Source organism: Thermogemmatispora aurantia, from assembly GCF_008974285.1.
In the GTDB taxonomy this organism is placed as follows: Bacteria; Chloroflexota; Ktedonobacteria; order Ktedonobacterales; family Ktedonobacteraceae; genus Thermogemmatispora; species Thermogemmatispora aurantia.
This window is the reverse complement of record NZ_BKZV01000002.1, coordinates 618522-634364: the sequence shown is the minus strand read 5'-3', so window position 1 is coordinate 634364 and position 15843 is coordinate 618522. Positions and strand designations below refer to the sequence as shown.

Sequence of the window (15843 nt, the reverse complement as noted above, 5' to 3'; positions counted from 1 at the left end):
GGTCCTATCAGTGAGCGCCGCGCCAGCTCTTCACATCAGGCTTGGGCTGTGACGCCTTTGCCCTCCTTCCAGGCCAAGGCTGGCGATGCAGCGTGGGGAGTGGAAGAAGACGCTTGAGATATCTCTTCCAGAGTGGAAGTTGCTGCTCCTCATCCTTTCATAATATAGAGATAAATGTATTGATCGATGGCACTCAGTATAACACACTGCTTTGGCGAAGGGAAGAGTAAAAAGGGAAAAAAATAACACGTGACAGACCGCAGCCGGTGAGCAGCGGGCCAATGTCGCGGCAGAAAGCGGACAGAGGCGGTGAAGCGCCACCGGGGGACGGTCACGTGTCAGGACAAGCCCTGGCTGCGGTAAGGATAGGGACGCGGGTCGTCACGTCAGCGGCAAGCGGGCATGATTACAACGTGCAGACTGGTCCCGCGACTGCCAGGAGCGACTCCGCGCTGGCCAGGCTAGATCAAACCCAGCTCCCACTTCGCATCTTCGCTCATGCGGTCGGGTGTCCAGGGGGGATCAAAGGTCATCTCCACATCGCATGACTTGACATTCTCGACCTGGCTGACGCGCATCTCGACCTCGGACATCACGTCGCCGACCAATGGGCAGCCCAGTGATGTCAGCGTCATCTTAATATGCACATGGCCTGTTTCCTGATTGATATCAATCCCATAGACCAGGCCGAGATCGTAGATATTGACAGGAATCTCTGGGTCGTAGCATTCCCGCAGGGCCTCGATCACTTCGGCCTCATTGATCTGGGGCATAGTCTGCTGCTCCTTCCCTGCTGATAGCCCAATATTCCAAGTAGCATAGTAGGGATTACTCCACATAAATATAGCGCAAGGCGCCAGCCTTGTCAAAAAAGGCCGACGAGCCGAGCTGAGCCAGGGCAGGCCCCAACCTCGAAGCTAAGCCTGAGATGAGTCGCCAGCCAGGAAGGCCATCACCTCAGCCCGACTCGGCAGCCCGGATTGAGCGCCGAAGCGCGTCACCTTCAGGGCGCTGGCGTAGACCGCAAAGCGCAGTGCCTGGGCGGGACTCTGACCCTCCAGCAGCGCGACCGTCAAAGCGCCCACGAAGCAATCGCCGGCAGCCGTCGTATCGGTCACCTGGACGCGCGGAGCCGGCTCGTAGAGGGAGAGCGGGCCTGTGCCTGGTTGGTCCCCGCGAGTGACCAACAGTGCTCCTGCCGCTCCCAGAGTGACCGCTACCGTCGCCACCCCATGCTCATGCAGGCGCAGAGCCAGCGCGCGCGCCTGAGTCAGAACATCCTTCGCTGCTGGCTCCCTGGACTCAGCGCTGGTCATGGTAGAATCGGGCGGCGTCCCCAGGGCTGTTACCAGCGCCTGGGCCTCGTGCTCGTTAACGATCAGCAGCTCGACCTGGCGCAGCAGATCTGGACTTAAGAGCTGTGCTGGAGCGGCGTTCAGCACTACCGGCACAGCCGCCGCCCGGGCTGCCTTGATGAGGTGCTCGACCGTTGCCAGCGGGATTTCCAGCTGTAAGACCACAGCTGAGGCCTGTGCCAGGGCCTCTTCGATGCGTGTCAGGTGTTCGGCGTCGCGCCCGAGACAGCCATTGGCGCCCGCTGCCACAATGATGGCATTATCCTGCTCTACCAGGAAAATAAAGGCCGTGCCGCTGGCCTCCTCCTCATCAATGGCCACCAGTTCTGTAGAGACGCCCGCCGCCTGCAGAGCGACCAGCAGTTGCTGCCCAAAGGGGTCGTGGCCCACCCGACCAGCCATCGTCACGGCACCCCCTAAACGGGCCATGGCCACTGCCTGGTTGGCGCCTTTCCCCCCGGGCACCAGCTTCAACGAGCCGGCGCCCAGCAGCGTCTCGCCGAGCACCGGCAGGCGCGGTACCTGCACCACCTGGTCCATATTCAGGCTGCCAACCACTAAAATGCGCTTCTGCTCCTCCATCGTTTCGCTCGCTCCTATTCCGTTGAAATAAAGGCCTCCAGCTCGCGGCAGTAGCTCAGAAGATCGCCCAGGATCGGCAGCCCCTCCAGTGCGGCAGCATGCCCGACCAGGATGAGTTTGCGCTGGGCGCGGGTCAGGGCCACGTTGAGGCGGTGGGCATCGGTGAGAAACTCGTAGAGCAGGCTGCCCGGCGGGGGTGGCTGCGTCGTAGCGAACGAGATAATAATCACCGCGCGCTCGCCGCCCTGGAAGCGATCGACCGTATCGATTGTCAGAGCCGGATGAGGGGCGCCGTACTGTTTCCAGACTAGATGACGGCGGAGATTCGCCACCTGAGCGCGATAGGGCGCGATGATTCCGATCTGTGATGGACCAACCCCGCGCCCAAGCAAAGCCGTCACCAGCTCACGTACCAGGCGGGCCTCAGCCTGACTAACGCGGGCCTCGCTCTCGGGCGTGGTCACGTTGAGGAAGACGACAGGCTGGCCAGGGTGCAGCGCACGCAGGATCGCCGCGCGCTCGCCCAGACGCGGCGTTACAGGGCCGCCGAAGCTGAGCTGACGCCGCGCCACCGACGGATGGGCGCGCAGCTCTCCCCCATAGAAGCAGCGCGAAGGGAAGGCGGCGATCTGCTCATGCATCCGATACTGAGTTGTCAGGGCCACGCAGGCGCTCTCACTTCCCGGGTGCGCGGCCCGATATTCCTCATCGCAGCGCTTCAGCAGGCTAAACAGTGACTCGCGCAACCCTCCCTCCGCCGCCTCACGACTGAGCACCAGCGGCGGCAACTGCTTTTCATCGCCCACCAGAATAAAGCGTCGCGCAAAGCGCAAGGCTCCAAGCAGAGCTGGAACCGTCAACTGGCCGGCCTCGTCGATCAGAGCCACATCGAAGCGCAACAGCGAGCCAGCCCCGTCCTCCTGTGCTCCCTCGGGCGCATAGCGCTCAGAAGACCAGGTAGCTGTTGTCGAGGCCACCACGGGCAGCGTCCGGAGGGTGGCCCGCAGCTCGGCGGTTGCCAGGCCGGGCTTCGCCTCCCCTGCGTCCCCCTGCGCTGATAGCGACTCTGACTTCGACGAGAGCGGTGCCAGGTGCTTCAAGAGATGCTCTTGAACGCCCTCGGCCACGCTACGCTCATGGCCCAGACGCAAGTAATCGTGGAAACCTTCCGCCTCCAGGCGCAGCAACATATTATCGACTGCCTGGTTCGTAAAGGCTGCCAGCAAGACCCGCTCGCCGCGCTGGCAAAGGCGTTTGACAATCTCCGCAATGACCGCCGTCTTCCCTGTGCCTGGCGGACCGTGGATCAGCAGATAATCCTGCATCTGGAGCGCGCGCTCTACCGCTAGATTCTGCTCGCGATTGAAGTCCTCTCGTGGAACCACCGGCTCGCGACTGAAGCGCGGACGGCGCAGGCCGTAGACCAGCTCACGCAAGCGCGGCTCCACGTGCAACCAGCGCCAGAGATTCTGCAGCGTGCGCAGATGGACCACATCCGTAGCGTGGCGCTCGATCAAAGTTGGATGGGCGATCAGCTCAGGTGTCCAGACAGCCACCTCGCGTGCGCCGATCTCCAAGATGGTCCCTGTGACCACCTCACCGTCCAGGGGATGGCCGTCACAGAGCAGGATCTCATCGCCGCTGCGCAGCTCCGATCGGTTCTCACAGCGGAAGCGCTGCACCCACTCGCCTTGCTCAGTAGGCTGTGGTGGCTCCAGAGGGGTCAGCCCGGCGATCGCCATCCCACGCGCCACGTGCTCAGCGACCGGTGCCTGCCAGAGCAGGGCCTGCTCCTGCTCACTGGTCCGTCCCTCGATCTGGAGCAAGTGATAGTAGCGAGCAAAGAAAGCTCGATCGCTCTCCGTGAGCGAGGTGACCAGCGGAGGCGGCGCGGGTGTGTCTGAGTCTGCCGTTGGCCCTTCCGTGGTAGCGAGCGCTGGCGGCTCCCAAGCCAGCAGCCAGGAGACGAGACGGCACTCCTCCAACAGCGCGCACTTTCTGCAGCGCGCCGGCCCTGGTGGCGCGCACGGCTCCCCAGTGACGTGGCTGATTGCCAGCAGATTGCGCTGCTCATTCACCTGCTGCAGCTCGCGGACTGAGAAGGGAATCCCAAAAGCCTGGGCCTCGCCAGGTGTGCCGCTATAGAGCAGGGTCGCCAGCGCCTTCTGCGTGCGAGCCTGGCGGCGGACAGTCAAGAGCGCGTGATAGCCGTGCACCTGCCAGCGGTGATTGCGGCGAGGCAGAGGACCCGAGGCGCCGCCCGTCTTCAGTTCCAGCAAGCGCCGCCGCTCTCCCTGCTGCCAGAGCAGATCTAAACGCCCCTTCAGACCAAGCTCTGGCGCCAGTAAAAACGTTTCGGCGCGCACCAGATGATCGCTGCTCTCCTCGCTGCCCGCGGTGCCCTCCGCTGGTAAAGGGACATCCCAGAGCGTACTGCGCTGCTGCTCGAACCAGTTCGCCAGGCTCTCCAAATGGGGCGCCACCTCGGCCTCCAACTGCTCTGCCCCAATGTTCAAGAGCGCCAGCTCAAGGCGGTTGCGCTCCAAAGCCTGGCGCAATTGCTGACGTAGCAGCGCCAGAGCCTGACCGCGTTCCTCCGTCAGCGCGCCGCGGTCATGGGCTTTCAACAGCTCCTTAAAGCAAGCATGGACCAGCGTCCCGCGCAGCGTTTCCAGCGTTGCCTCACTGGGGAGCAGGCGTTGAAGCAGATACTGGCGAGGACAGTATTCGGCGTAAAGCAAGTCCGTGATATTGAGCAGTGTGTCTGGCTCGATCACAACCAACGTCCAGGAATCAGCACGATAGGAGAGCAGAGGGCGCCCATGCTGCTCGGTGCGCTGGGCCGGCTTAGGCAGGTGATAGACGCGCAGCCGCAACCCGCGCACGCTGCGCCCGCGGGCCCGCAGCTCCTGCACCAGGCGCCGATAGTCGCGGGTCAACTGCAGAGAGACAAGTCCCTCAGCACTTTTTAAGAGCAGACCGGGCAGGCGTTCACTGGAGCGCTCTCCTGCCGCTGAGCCGGCTGCTTGTTCCCAGGCGGCGAGGAGGAAGCCCTCAAGTCGAGGAACAGCACAGAGACGAGGCGATGAAGCAAGTGAGCACAAAAAGCAGGAGCCAGCCTGCTGCGCGGTCTCTGGAGTCGTAGACATAGCGCCTGGCTGTCACCTCTCTCCCTGGGAGCTTGCCGTCGGAGGCGGCGCGGCCCCTTGCACGCGGCCCGGTGGCCCTCCCTCTGCTAGCTCATGGCCTGACGCGGGCTGGCATGCTGGCGGCCTGCATCCAAATAGCGTATCCTGGAGATATTGTATACGGATAGCAACGAGGGAGGAAAGGAGTCAGCAACAATGGTCCCCATTCGCACCATCACCCTGGGCGTAGCCGAGCCGCATCCGCTGACAGCTGCGATTGTCCGGCGCCTGGCCCAGCAACTGCGGGCCATTGCCGCCCGTCTGCAAGAGGTAGGCTATGAGGTGCAGACACTGCGTCTTGCCACCCGTCCCCTGCTCAGCGACCTGGCCACCTGGCCGGCCAGGGAGATCGAGCGCTACGGGCGTGAGCTACAGCAGATGCTGACCGAAGTCGAAATTGCCTTCTGTTCGCTTGGTCCTGCTCTCGTCGTCCAGCCGACCTTTCCACTTGAGCGCCTGGCCCTGCTCGCCGATCTGCTCATTGCTGGTCCGGCGCTCAGTGCCAGTGCCCTGTTGGCCAGCAGCGCCCAGGGTTTGCGTCAGGAAGCGGCCCCTGCCATAGCCCGTCTTATGCTCCGTCTAGCCCGAGAGACCCCTGAAGGCGATGGCAACTTCCGCTTTGCCATGCTTGCCTGTGTCGAGCCGGGCTGTCCCTTCTTTCCCGCTGCCTACCATCGTGGTCCGGCCAGCCTCGGCCTTGGCCTCCAGAGCGCGCCTCTCCTCGGCCAGGCCCTCAGCGCTGCTGCGGCAGAGGGGGGCCGTCCTCTGGCTCCGGACGCCATCAGCGCCATCGTTCGTCGCACGCTCGAAGAGCAACTGGGGCCACTGGCTGACCTGGCGCGTGCGCTCAGCGACGAGCACCAGCTTCACTACCACGGCCTCGACCTCTCGCCTGCCCCCCTCGGGGAAGAGAGCATCGTACCCGCCCTGGAGGCCTGTGGCTATGGCCTCATCGGTGATCCGGGCACTCTGACCGTCGCTGCCGCCATTACCCGCGGCCTCCAAAGCACCACGCTGCCCACCTGTGGCTACTGTGGCCTCATGCTGCCCGTATTAGAGGACGCCCTCTTGGGGAGACGTTGGGAAGAGGGGCGCCTGCACGTCCATCAGCTGCTGCTCTACTCCGCTGTCTGCGGCACAGGACTGGACACCATTCCTCTGCCGGGTGACAGCTCCGAGCAGACCATTGCCGGCCTCCTCCTCGACGTCGCCGCCCTGGCCATGCGCCTGCGCAAGCCACTGGCGGCGCGGCTCTTCCCTGTACCTGGCAGACGAGCAGGAGAACGCACAACCTTCACCTCGCCCTATCTCACCAACACGCTCATTCGGTGAAGCGAAGGAAGGTCAGCCTAACAAAGACCAGGTCAAGCCAGGATAGAGGTAAGCGAGAAGCAAGAGACGGGCAGGCGCAAAGTTGAGAATGGGGGCAGAGGTGGGTGCCACCGTGCCGGCTTACGCCTGGCGACTGAGGCTGCTCCCCCAGAGAGCATCCATCACGCCATCGTAAGAACTCTTCAGATTCTCGTACAGTCTGGCGTTCTCAATGGCGAGGGCGGCCAGACTGGCGAGAACGGTCAGGAACTGCACATCATCCTCGTGGAAGGTTGTCGGTTCGGCGGTATAGACACGCAAGACGCCGATGACCTCGCCGCGCACCTCCAGCGGTACACAGAGCAGCGAGACCAGGCCCTCGCGGCGCGCGGCCTCCTGATACTGAAAACGGGAGTCGACGCGCACATCAGGGATAAAGACCGGCTGGCCACTTTGCAGCACTTCATGATCGATAGGGCTGTGAGAGACATCGACCGGGCCTTTGCCGAGATAGTCGCTGCTCAGCCCGTAGGAGGCGCTGATCTCAAGCTGGCCTGTGCGCTTGTTAAAGAGACGCAGCACACAGGCTTTCACCTGCATCGCCTCGGCGATGCTTTTGGCCACGCTGTGGAGCACCTCATCCAATTCAAGGCTGGAAGAGAAGGTCAGCGCGGCCTGATGAAGGGCAGTATAGTAGTCCTTATGGGAGCGTGGCGGTGGCCCTGCATTCTGTGGACTGGTCGTCATGGCGAGACTCCTCCCAGGATTGAGCTAGTGATAGCCGGTTGAGTCAATAAAAAGAAGAATTCTGCTCACCCTAATTATAGCATATCAGCATGCTGACTGTGATGAGCAAAAGGCCGGCCACTCGCTGGCGAGCGAGCAGGCAGGAAAAGAGAAAAAAACAGCCTGCACCGACCGCAAGCGCTCACCATGTGTGAAGGACAGAAGGCACCCACAGGGCCGGGCGGCGCAACGCAGTGGCGGGAGAAGCAAAGCCCCCGGCGGCGGCGCAGGTCTCACGCGCCGGGACGAAGGCCTCTCACGGCTCGACCAGACTTAGCAGAGCCTGGCGCATGGCGTGTAGCGTATAGCGTGCGCCTCACCCGTATTCGGCGTATTTTGAAGCAGTCATAGGCGGCTAGCGTAATGCATGCAGTATGGATACGAATCTATCGTTATGCCTTCGAGACGCTGACATCGCTATTGCTGGTTGCGGCGGTCGCGGGCGTACTGGCGGCAGCCGTGCCATTGGGGTCTTGGATCACCCAGACCCGGCAGGGGGCATTGAGCAGCACGTATGGGATCGTCTTGCCCAGATTATTCTGGGAGCGGTGGCTACGCACCAATCCTAGCATAATCAGAGCGCAGCCGTGATCGCGGGCCTCGTCCACAATCGCCGGGCCGGCATCGCGGGCCTGGACGATCTCGGCGACAGCGTCGCAGCCTGCCTCTTCGGCAATGGCAATGGCCTCGGAGAGCAGCTTATTGGCGGCATTTGACTTCTCTGTGAGGACAGCCTTGAGGGGGAGGGTACGAGGAACTTCAATGATGTGGACCAGGTGAACCTTGCGTTTGGCGCGCTTGGCCATCAGACAAGCCAGCCTGACCAGTTCCGTATCCAGTTTCTTCCCCTCGACAATAACCGCGATATCGCCGGTGGCTCCGACCCCGGGCGCCTTGGTGGTCTCGGCCTCCTCCTTCGTTCTTGAGCGCCATAGGTGAACCATAGTGTCTCCCCTCTTCTCGATCTCGAATCTGACAAAACAGCATCATCTTCGTTCGGATCTCATGCAGGCTCTGCGCCTTGCACCTCTGCATACGCATAAAAGAGCCTGCTCGCTGCATCCCTGCAGACCCTTCTACAGATTCTAAGTGGAAGAGACTGGCAGCGTCAATGGTAGTGAGCGCTGTCCAGCAAGCCTGCTGCCAGTCCTTACTCTGTGTTATTGAACAGCGATCGTGATCAGCCAATGAACGCACGAACGAACGAACCACCAGTCGGCCAGCCCGGTCAGCTAGTCAGCCAGCAAGTTGGGTCAGGAAGCTTCCCGCTATGGGGGCCTGGGACCCGGCCAGAGGCTAATCCGGCTCGATCGTCGCCGTCAGACCGTAGCTGAGCAGGCGCTCCTGGTAATACTCGGCCATCTCCTTGGGACAGACCACAACCACGGCACTCCCTGTCACATGTGCTGTTAGCATGATGCGCTCGGCCTCCGGCAGCGTCAGGCTATTGACAGCATGCAGCAGGGCAGCGACCACATAATCCATCGTATTCTCATCGTCGTTGAAGAGAATGACCTTATACGGTGGAAAGAGCGCGTCGCGCAGGCGCGCGAGCTTCTCCAGATCAACCTGCAGTCTCGCTGGTGGCACAGTGTTCCCCTTCATACGCTCTTTCTCCCGCCTGAGCGACCTCTGGGCTTCTGCCAGGGCCGCCGGCGCTTGCCGATACTTTGCTGTAAATCTATTCTAATTCTAATCGAGAAACCAAGATATTACCAGTGTTTGCCCAGCAGAGTGGTAAGACCCTCACCTGCCTCATTATTGCTATGACGTTGTTCGATAAGGAGACTACAGCGAGCGCTGCGCCATTGCTGGCAAGCGAAAAAAAGCGGGAGCAGAGCGCTCCATTGCGCCCGGCTCGCCGCTTCTCACTCCCGGCGGCCCACACTCCGATCGATGCGGCCTCCGTTATTGAGCAAGATGGCCCGCGCACGGGACTTGCGGCTGATGTTCTCTGGCTCGAGCAGACGCAGAGCAATCACCGTTCGAGCCTCGCGTGTGGAAGCTGATGCTTGAGGGAGGCGCGACAGATCCTGCCCGATAGCGCCGCGCACCCGGCTCCCGCGGACAAAGGCTATCACCACGCCGCAGATCAGGCCCACCACCACCCCGATCAGTGTAATCAGCCCGTGCTCAGAAGCGGGAAAAGCGAAGCCCAGCGCAAAGGCCAGCAAGCCTACCACCAGGCCCGCCACCAGTGCCAGCACCAGCAGCAGGGCCGGCGAGGGGCCGCTGCGTGTCGTCTGCAAGAAGAAAGTGCTGCGATCCTGGCGTGGGCCGTGATCGCGGAACTCCCCTCCTTTGACTGCCCCGGCACTCAGGCGATAGATCTCCTCATCCTTGAAACCCTCCCGGCGCAGCTTCCCCTCTGCCGCGCTTGCTTTCTCCTCATCGCTAAAAACAGCGAGGAGATCGTAGTCGGCAAACTGTTGCTGTTGTTGCTGTTGTTGTGGCATGAGAATGGCTCCTGCTAAGGGTGAAAATGCGCTCTCTTAGCACCAGACATTATAGCCAATCTGCGTGCCGGGAGGTAGCAAGGCGAGCGACCGCCTCTCCATCTCTTCTCTGCTTGCCCGCTGTGGGGAGAGAGCTACCAGGACGAGGCAGAAGGGGCAGGCGGGGTCAACTCAGACGGACGGACAGCTATAAATAACTAATAAGGAAGGCCCGCGGTGGCGGGCCAGACCTTTTCCTGTTTGGTTTTGTGCACTTGTTGGTTGAGCAGATCAGCCTCACGCCTGCTGAATGGAACCGGCCAGGAGCAGGAAGAACCTCACTCAGGACGACCAGCTGGCGCGCACTTCGCGCAGCTGCTCTGGAGTCAGAATGCGGAACAGGATGAGCAAATTCTCAAGATCGTATTCCAGACCCATCGAATGCAGCTCCTGGCGGATGCGGCCTAGCGAGCGGATCTGCGCTGTATTGAGCAGGCCATAGCTCACCAGGCTAGCCGCTAGCAGCTGATCGGGGGTCAGCAACTTGAACATGAGTAAAATCTCCCCCAACTGATAATTGAGATCGACCCCTCGGAGCATGCGTTGAACGTTCTGCGCTACTTCCAGGCGCTCGGGTGGTACCAGATGGCCTTCCAGCAGGACGCTGCCGAGCGAGCGTGTGGCCCGCCCATTGAGAACCGGCGGCGACTGCTGCTGTTGCCGCTGTGGTGGCGGCTCCATTGGCGGCAGGCTTTGCACAATATCAAGCAAGGTCGTATCGGACGTGATCGACTCACGCTCAAACGCGGGGCGGCGCGCTGACTCGACCGGAGCCGCCTCAGCATGGATCATCTCCTTCTTCGTCTCCTCATCAGCCGTGGCTGCCAGGTCGTCGCTGGGCAGGGGCTGACCGGAGGCCGTGGGCGCCTCCCGTTCGACTCGCTCCACGGCGCCAGTGCTGCTCATCTGGCCAGAAGGGAGGTGCTCAGCTCGATCTGCGTTGGCGCCGTTGTAGACCGGACGCCGTTCCACCGCTGGCTGCTCAGCGGTGTAAGCTCGCGGCTGGGCAGTATGAGTTGCTGGCTGGCTCGGGGCTGGGGCCGAGGCCGGGGCAGGAGCTGAGGATGGAGCTGCCATACGCAGCGACGACAGCTCGCCGATGGTCGGGCTAGCGCTCGCCAGGGCCTGTAAATGGCTGCGAGCCGTGGCATGCGACTCCGAGCGCGAGGGACGATAATCAGGCTCCTGATCCGATTGCAGTCCCTGGATGGGGGCCGCTCGCAGCGAGGCTGTGCTCAGCGGCGAAGGAGAGGCCGAAGCTGCTGGAGACGGAGCCGCCGCTGCTCCACCAGGAGAGGCTGATGCCTCGCCCGGCTCTGGCCCGTGCTCCCCGGGCGCAGAAGCCGCGGTGCGCTCGCGCAACAGGCGCGTTAGCTGAGCCAGGCTCGACTCGCCTTTCTCCTCGGGCGGCGCATACTGCGTATAGGCCTGGCTGGGCTGATAAGGACTCTCCTGCAAGAGCGGCTGATAAGCTGGCACAGGCTGTGAAGCCTGTGGGGCCGAAGCAAAAGGCGAAGGACTGGCCTGAGTCATAGCGGGCATCGGTGGCATCTGCAACGATGCCTCCTGGGGAGTAAGCCCCGCCTGCGGTTGCTGCAACGGCCCCGAAGTCTGCGCGCGCGGCGCCTGATAGAAAGCCTCAGCCGCTCCCTGGATGAACGGCTCCAGCGGCTGAGATCGCTGCTGGGCATAGAACTCCAGCGGCGCCGACTGGGCTGCCGCGGTATAGTATGCCTGGTTGGGCGAAGGCGCGGCGTGTGAGGCAGGCGAGAACTGGCCAACCTGGTTCAGCAGCGGCTGGCGGCTGCCTGCATTGCCTATCGGCGAGACAGCAGGTATGTGAGCTGAGGAAGGGGAGGCGGAGGCCCCGAACCCCTCGGGACTCTGAAAACTGCCTGCTCCGAAGGCGGCCCCCCAGGCAGCTTCCTGCGCAGAAGCAGGGGCCGGCGAAAAGCTGCGACTGCCCGGGTAGATTACCGCACGGATCTTGTCAGTAAAGGTCGGCGCCGGAGGAGCGGAAGGGGCAGGCTGCACACTGGCCGTATAGGCCGACGGCGCCGGCGATGACTGCCGCTGAAGCTCGCTGATCTGGCTCTGGCCCGGAGAAAAGACCGCCGGGTGAGGAAGCGTCTGCTGCAGACTTGTCAGAGTAGGAGAGGGCGACGCCTGCGTTGGCACATCGGCCAGACGCACCTGGGGATGCGAGGCCGTGGTCGGCAACGGCACCTGAGCCCGGACAGCCTCGACCAGGCGCATGATGCCGAGCATACCATCGACCTCCACATCGACAGTTTGCCGATGCTCCTCGGGATCATACGGGCCGTAGCCGGCCAGGTTGGTGCAGCGATAGGTCAGCACCAGCACACCGCGCCCACGTCGCTGAGCGTCTAGTGCCACCCAGAACTCACGGCGCCCTGCCGCCGCCTGGGCCAGGTTGACCAAGACCAGCCGCACCTGATGGCGTGCAATCGCGTCAAAGACTTCCACTGCCGTGCGAGCTATATGGCACTCATAGCCTGCCAGCTGCAGCTCGCTACTGAGCAAGGCGGCAAGTTGCTGATCGCGTTCAAAAATAAGGATATGCGAGCCACCGGTACTGACGTTCATCGGCTCATGCAGAGCGCATCCCCCTGACTGCAGAGGTGGGGAAGAAGCGCCGCCTCCTTTTCCATCGAGTTTCGACTGTCTGTAATAATCGTGTGCGAATAAATCAAATAGGGAATGTTTCACTGCAAAGCTGCGTTTTGGCCGGGAATACCCAGACCACCCGCTCGTAGCGCAGAGAGAACAGGCTCAAGAAAAGCTGAAATTGCCTGGACTATTCTTCTATTCTACCTGTATTCTCGTCAGGACCGCTCTATATCGTGGCTAGTATAGCATACAATGGCTAAGGAAGGGTAGCCGCCAGTACCATTGAGCGATTCTGCGGCCCTGCCCTCTTGACAGCGCACCGGTGAATGACTACACAGAAAGGAGAAAACGCCCGGCCTTCACTGCAAAGCCGAGCGAAGCGAAGAGAGAAGCTATTATGGTGCAAAAAGAAAAACAGCCTGGAGCGGCCAGCGCCAGGGGTCAGGCTGCCGTTCGTTCATCTATTCCGGTGATTGCCCTCATGACCGACTTTGGCCTGCGCGATGGCTTTGTGGGCATCATGAAGGGAGTCATCGCCGGCATCGTGCCACAGGCCCAACTGATCGACATCAGCCATGAGATCGCGGCCCAGAACGTCGCTACTGGGGCCTGGTTGCTTTCAACGGCCTATCGCTATTTCCCAGCGGGCAGCGTTTTCCTCTGTGTCGTTGATCCAGGGGTTGGCAGCCAGCGGCGGGCCATTGCGCTGGAGGCCGGCGACTGGTTCTTTGTCGGACCAGACAATGGTCTCTTCAGCTATGTGCTGACTGAGCAGCCGCTGCGCCAGGTTGTGGCTCTGGAGAATCCGGCCTATCGTCTGCCGGCAGTTAGCACGACCTTCCACGGGCGGGACATCTTTGCGCCGGCGGCGGCCCATCTGGCGCGTGGGGTGCCGCTGTCTGACTTCGGCCCCACGCTCGATCCTGACTCGCTGCAGCGCCTCGATCTCAGCCAGCCGCGGCGCGAAAGAGGGCGCATCGAGGCCAGAGTCATCTATATTGACCACTTTGGCAACCTGGTGACGAGCATTCCCCTGACCCTCGTGCCCGACCTCTTCACTGCCTCGCGTGTGCGCCTGCTCATACCCGGGCGTCACCTGACCATCGAACGGCGGCAGCCCTTCTTTGCCGGTGAAGCTGGCGAAGGCGAGCCTTTCGTCTACAGCGACAGTGCCGGCTATGTGGGGGTGGCCATTCGCAACGGCAACGCCGCCGCCACGCTGGGTGTCTCCGTAGGGGAAGCCGTGACTTTAGTCATAGGGGAAGCCTAGTTCTTTCGGCACTGGCGCCAGCCAGAGCCAGCGACTATACTGATCGCTGTAGACAGGGACTGACAACGCGAACAGAGAACGCGGGTCGACCCATCCTGTCGCGCCGCTGCGGCCATCCGATCCGGGTGCGTGGTCAAGACGGATGGGTCGACAGCCCCATTCAGCTCTACCGCTACCGGCAACGTGTGGAGTGGCAAAGCTCCAGTCACATCGTGTAGTGATCCTCAGCAGGCAGGCTCTAGAGAGGAGGGCAGCCGAAGGCCATGACTGCTGTCAAGAAGAGCGAGAAGCACATGGCGGCTGCCAGCGAAGCTGAGCAGCGATTTTACCGTCGCTTGCGCCTGTTTGGTCTGCAATGGTTCCTCTTTTACATCGCCTCCCTCGTGATTGCTGACTATGTGGTGCTAAACGCTTCTCCCAGTTACTTTCATGACTGGCGGGCTGTGACCATTATCCTGCTCTCGTTACTCTTGCTCCTCGTACAGGGTTTCCACTTTGGGCGTATGTGGCTACGGCGAGAGCGTCGCTGGCCCCCAGCGCGTCCCTATGCCCTGATCCTCTGGGCCTGCTGCTATCTCATCTGTCTGGCGCTGGCCTGCATTGACCGTGGCCTGGCCTGGGACTACTGGCTTGTCTTTGGTCTCTGCTTCTCCATCTTTGAGCTGCCTTTCCTCGCCTGGCCGCTACTCTGCTCCCTCCTGACCTTCCTGCTGCTCAGCGGGGTCTTCCACTGGCCTCTGGGGCTGAATGATCTGGGTGTGCTGGGGGGACTGCTTCTCTCGCTCAGCTCTGCGGTTATCTCGGCCCTTACCATTGCCCGCCTCTTCAGAGAACAGGAACGCAATGCGCGCCTTTTACAGGAATTGGCCCAGGCCCATAGTGAACTGGAGGAGGCCCATCAGCGTCTGGCGCTCTCGGCGGCTCAGGAACAGGAGCTGGCCGTCCTGCGCGAGCGCACGCGCCTGGCGCGCGAAATGCATGATACTCTTGGTCATGCCCTTACCCTGGTCAGCGTCAAGCTAGAGGTACTGCGTCGCCTTGTCGGTCGGGACCCGGAGCGCTGTGAGCGGGAGATTGTCGAGACGCTGCAAGTCACGCGCGAGGCCATGAGCGGGCTGCGGGCCTCCATCGCGAATCTACGCTCACCTGTGCTGCTGCAAGGCTCCCTGCGGCAAGCGATTACCTCCATTGCCCAGCGCCGGGCGGCGCGCTGCGGCTGGAGCCTGGAGCTAGACCTTCCCCCCGAGTTGGAGCATCTGCCCGGTGACCGGCAAGAGGCCCTGTTCAAAATCATTGAGACCCTGCTCAAAATCATTCAAGAGGCCCTCACCAACATCGAGAAGCATGCCCAGGCCACACGGGTCTGGCTGCGGTTGCGCACAGAAGCTGGCCGGCTTCAGCTCACCATTGCCGACAACGGCGTTGGTCTGCCGCTGGAGGTGCAGGCCCAGCTCGCGGCCTGCAGCCGAGACGAGGCTCCCGTTGCCGGCGACGGCCTTTTCGTTCCGCTCACGGACGCCGGTTCGGGGCCGGGCCATTACGGCCTGATCGGCATGCGCGAGCGCGTACACGAGCTAGGAGGCGAGCTTCGTCTCTGTCAGCCCGCCGGCGGAGGCTGTCAGCTTGACCTCACTATCCCTCTCATCGAAGCCCCACGCGATGTCATGCGCGACCCCTTCTGAGAGGAGAACGGGTGTCCAGGTAGTAACCAGCGTAGCCTCCCGGCGGCAGCGTGCTCCGGTGGCGCTGGTACTGACCTGGGCAGGCCTCTTGGGTGGTGGCGACCGCGCAACCTGTTGCCTCGCCCTGTGCCGCGCGCAGGCCGCAGCGGCTAGCCAGCGCTGTGCTTCTGTCTGGCCGACTGGAACGACTTACCGCTTTCTCCTTCGACAAAAAGAAAGGATCTACACGGACCAGCTCAGAAGGGTGAGGGTCGGTCAGCAGGAGGCTGGGCTGGCGACCAGATAATGACCCAGATGGGGGATGGTGAAAAGCGGCGGTCGCCACTTGACAGGGGCCGGTCTGTACTGTATGCTACGATTACCGTTACTGTTTACTCTAGAACACGTCCGAATCGAGCAGCATATGCCATTCGACCAGGCAAGGTATCCCCTGCGAGGGGAACAGGTGGAACCTCTCGGGAGGGGCGCAGGGGCGAGGAGAAGGAGGGGAGAGAACAGGAAGCAGGGAAAGCACTTGCTCCGCGCGGCCCGAGGGCCAGACGC

At 62.2% G+C, this 15843-nt stretch carries 11 protein-coding genes; 3 read left to right on the top strand and 8 right to left on the bottom strand.

The features are described 5' to 3' along the window. Positions 1-461: 461 nt before the first annotated feature. The 3 genes from KTAU_RS09295 to KTAU_RS09285 form a co-directional block, all read right to left on the bottom strand. The gene (locus tag KTAU_RS09295) at positions 462-773 is read right to left on the bottom strand and encodes an iron-sulfur cluster assembly protein (protein WP_112432780.1); all 312 of its coding nucleotides are present in this window, start codon (positions 771-773) and stop codon (positions 462-464) included. A 144-nt stretch (positions 774-917) separates the two neighbouring features. Further along, entirely contained in the window at positions 918-1937 is a 1020-nt protein-coding gene (locus KTAU_RS09290) for a ribokinase (protein WP_151728118.1), read from the bottom strand. Between the two features lie 14 nt (positions 1938-1951). Continuing rightward, positions 1952-5086, bottom strand: coding sequence for an AAA domain-containing protein (locus tag KTAU_RS09285; RefSeq protein ID WP_151728117.1), 3135 nt, complete (start codon positions 5084-5086; stop codon positions 1952-1954). A 195-nt stretch (positions 5087-5281) separates the two neighbouring features. Between KTAU_RS09285 and KTAU_RS09280 the strand changes: the two genes are divergently transcribed. Continuing rightward, the gene (locus tag KTAU_RS09280; RefSeq protein WP_151728116.1) at positions 5282-6457 is read left to right on the top strand and encodes a DUF711 family protein; all 1176 of its coding nucleotides are present in this window, start codon (positions 5282-5284) and stop codon (positions 6455-6457) included. A 120-nt stretch (positions 6458-6577) separates the two neighbouring features. Here KTAU_RS09280 and KTAU_RS09275 read toward each other — a convergent pair whose 3' ends face one another. From KTAU_RS09275 to KTAU_RS09255, 5 genes are all read right to left on the bottom strand, one after another. Continuing rightward, positions 6578-7183, bottom strand: a complete 606-nt coding sequence (locus KTAU_RS09275) for a GAF domain-containing protein (protein WP_112432789.1) — start codon at positions 7181-7183, stop codon at positions 6578-6580. 431 nt (positions 7184-7614) lie between these two features. Next, positions 7615-8166 carry a universal stress protein gene (locus tag KTAU_RS09270; protein ID WP_151728115.1) on the bottom strand — a complete coding sequence of 184 codons (552 nt, stop codon included), beginning with the start codon at positions 8164-8166 and terminating at the stop codon, positions 7615-7617. A 352-nt stretch (positions 8167-8518) separates the two neighbouring features. Continuing rightward, entirely contained in the window at positions 8519-8827 is a 309-nt protein-coding gene (locus tag KTAU_RS09265; RefSeq protein WP_112432793.1) for an ATP-dependent Clp protease adaptor ClpS, read from the bottom strand. Positions 8828-9090: 263 nt separating this feature from the next. Continuing rightward, entirely contained in the window at positions 9091-9678 is a 588-nt protein-coding gene (locus KTAU_RS09260) for a hypothetical protein (protein ID WP_151728114.1), read from the bottom strand. A gap of 321 nt (positions 9679-9999) precedes the next feature. Next, complete coding sequence (locus KTAU_RS09255) at positions 10000-12324, bottom strand: hypothetical protein (RefSeq protein WP_151728113.1); 2325 nt, start codon at positions 12322-12324, stop codon at positions 10000-10002. Positions 12325-12745: 421 nt separating this feature from the next. Between KTAU_RS09255 and KTAU_RS09250 the strand changes: the two genes are divergently transcribed. Both KTAU_RS09250 and KTAU_RS09245 read left to right on the top strand, forming a co-directional pair. Beyond that, positions 12746-13618 carry an SAM hydrolase/SAM-dependent halogenase family protein gene (locus tag KTAU_RS09250; RefSeq protein WP_151728112.1) on the top strand — a complete coding sequence of 291 codons (873 nt, stop codon included), beginning with the start codon at positions 12746-12748 and terminating at the stop codon, positions 13616-13618. A gap of 263 nt (positions 13619-13881) precedes the next feature. Beyond that, the gene (locus KTAU_RS09245; RefSeq protein WP_151728111.1) at positions 13882-15300 is read left to right on the top strand and encodes a sensor histidine kinase; all 1419 of its coding nucleotides are present in this window, start codon (positions 13882-13884) and stop codon (positions 15298-15300) included. Positions 15301-15843: the final 543 nt, after the last annotated feature.

Excerpts from the sequence above, each read along its gene's own strand:
- KTAU_RS09250 (WP_151728112.1), top strand. The coding sequence starts at position 12,746 with ATGGTGCAAAAAGAAAAACAGCCTGGAGCGGCCAGCGCCAGGGGTCAG.
- KTAU_RS09280 (WP_151728116.1), top strand. The coding sequence starts at position 5,282 with ATGGTCCCCATTCGCACCATCACCCTGGGCGTAGCCGAGCCGCATCCG.
- KTAU_RS09290 (WP_151728118.1), bottom strand. The coding sequence starts at position 1,937 with ATGGAGGAGCAGAAGCGCATTTTAGTGGTTGGCAGCCTGAATATGGAC.
- KTAU_RS09270 (WP_151728115.1), bottom strand. The coding sequence starts at position 8,166 with ATGGTTCACCTATGGCGCTCAAGAACGAAGGAGGAGGCCGAGACCACC.
- KTAU_RS09260 (WP_151728114.1), bottom strand. The coding sequence starts at position 9,678 with ATGCCACAACAACAGCAACAACAGCAACAGTTTGCCGACTACGATCTC.
- KTAU_RS09245 (WP_151728111.1), top strand. The coding sequence starts at position 13,882 with ATGACTGCTGTCAAGAAGAGCGAGAAGCACATGGCGGCTGCCAGCGAA.
- KTAU_RS09295 (WP_112432780.1), bottom strand. The coding sequence starts at position 773 with ATGCCCCAGATCAATGAGGCCGAAGTGATCGAGGCCCTGCGGGAATGC.
- KTAU_RS09265 (WP_112432793.1), bottom strand. The coding sequence starts at position 8,827 with ATGAAGGGGAACACTGTGCCACCAGCGAGACTGCAGGTTGATCTGGAG.
- KTAU_RS09275 (WP_112432789.1), bottom strand. The coding sequence starts at position 7,183 with ATGACGACCAGTCCACAGAATGCAGGGCCACCGCCACGCTCCCATAAG.
- KTAU_RS09255 (WP_151728113.1), bottom strand. The coding sequence starts at position 12,324 with ATGAACGTCAGTACCGGTGGCTCGCATATCCTTATTTTTGAACGCGAT.
- KTAU_RS09285 (WP_151728117.1), bottom strand. The coding sequence starts at position 5,086 with ATGTCTACGACTCCAGAGACCGCGCAGCAGGCTGGCTCCTGCTTTTTG.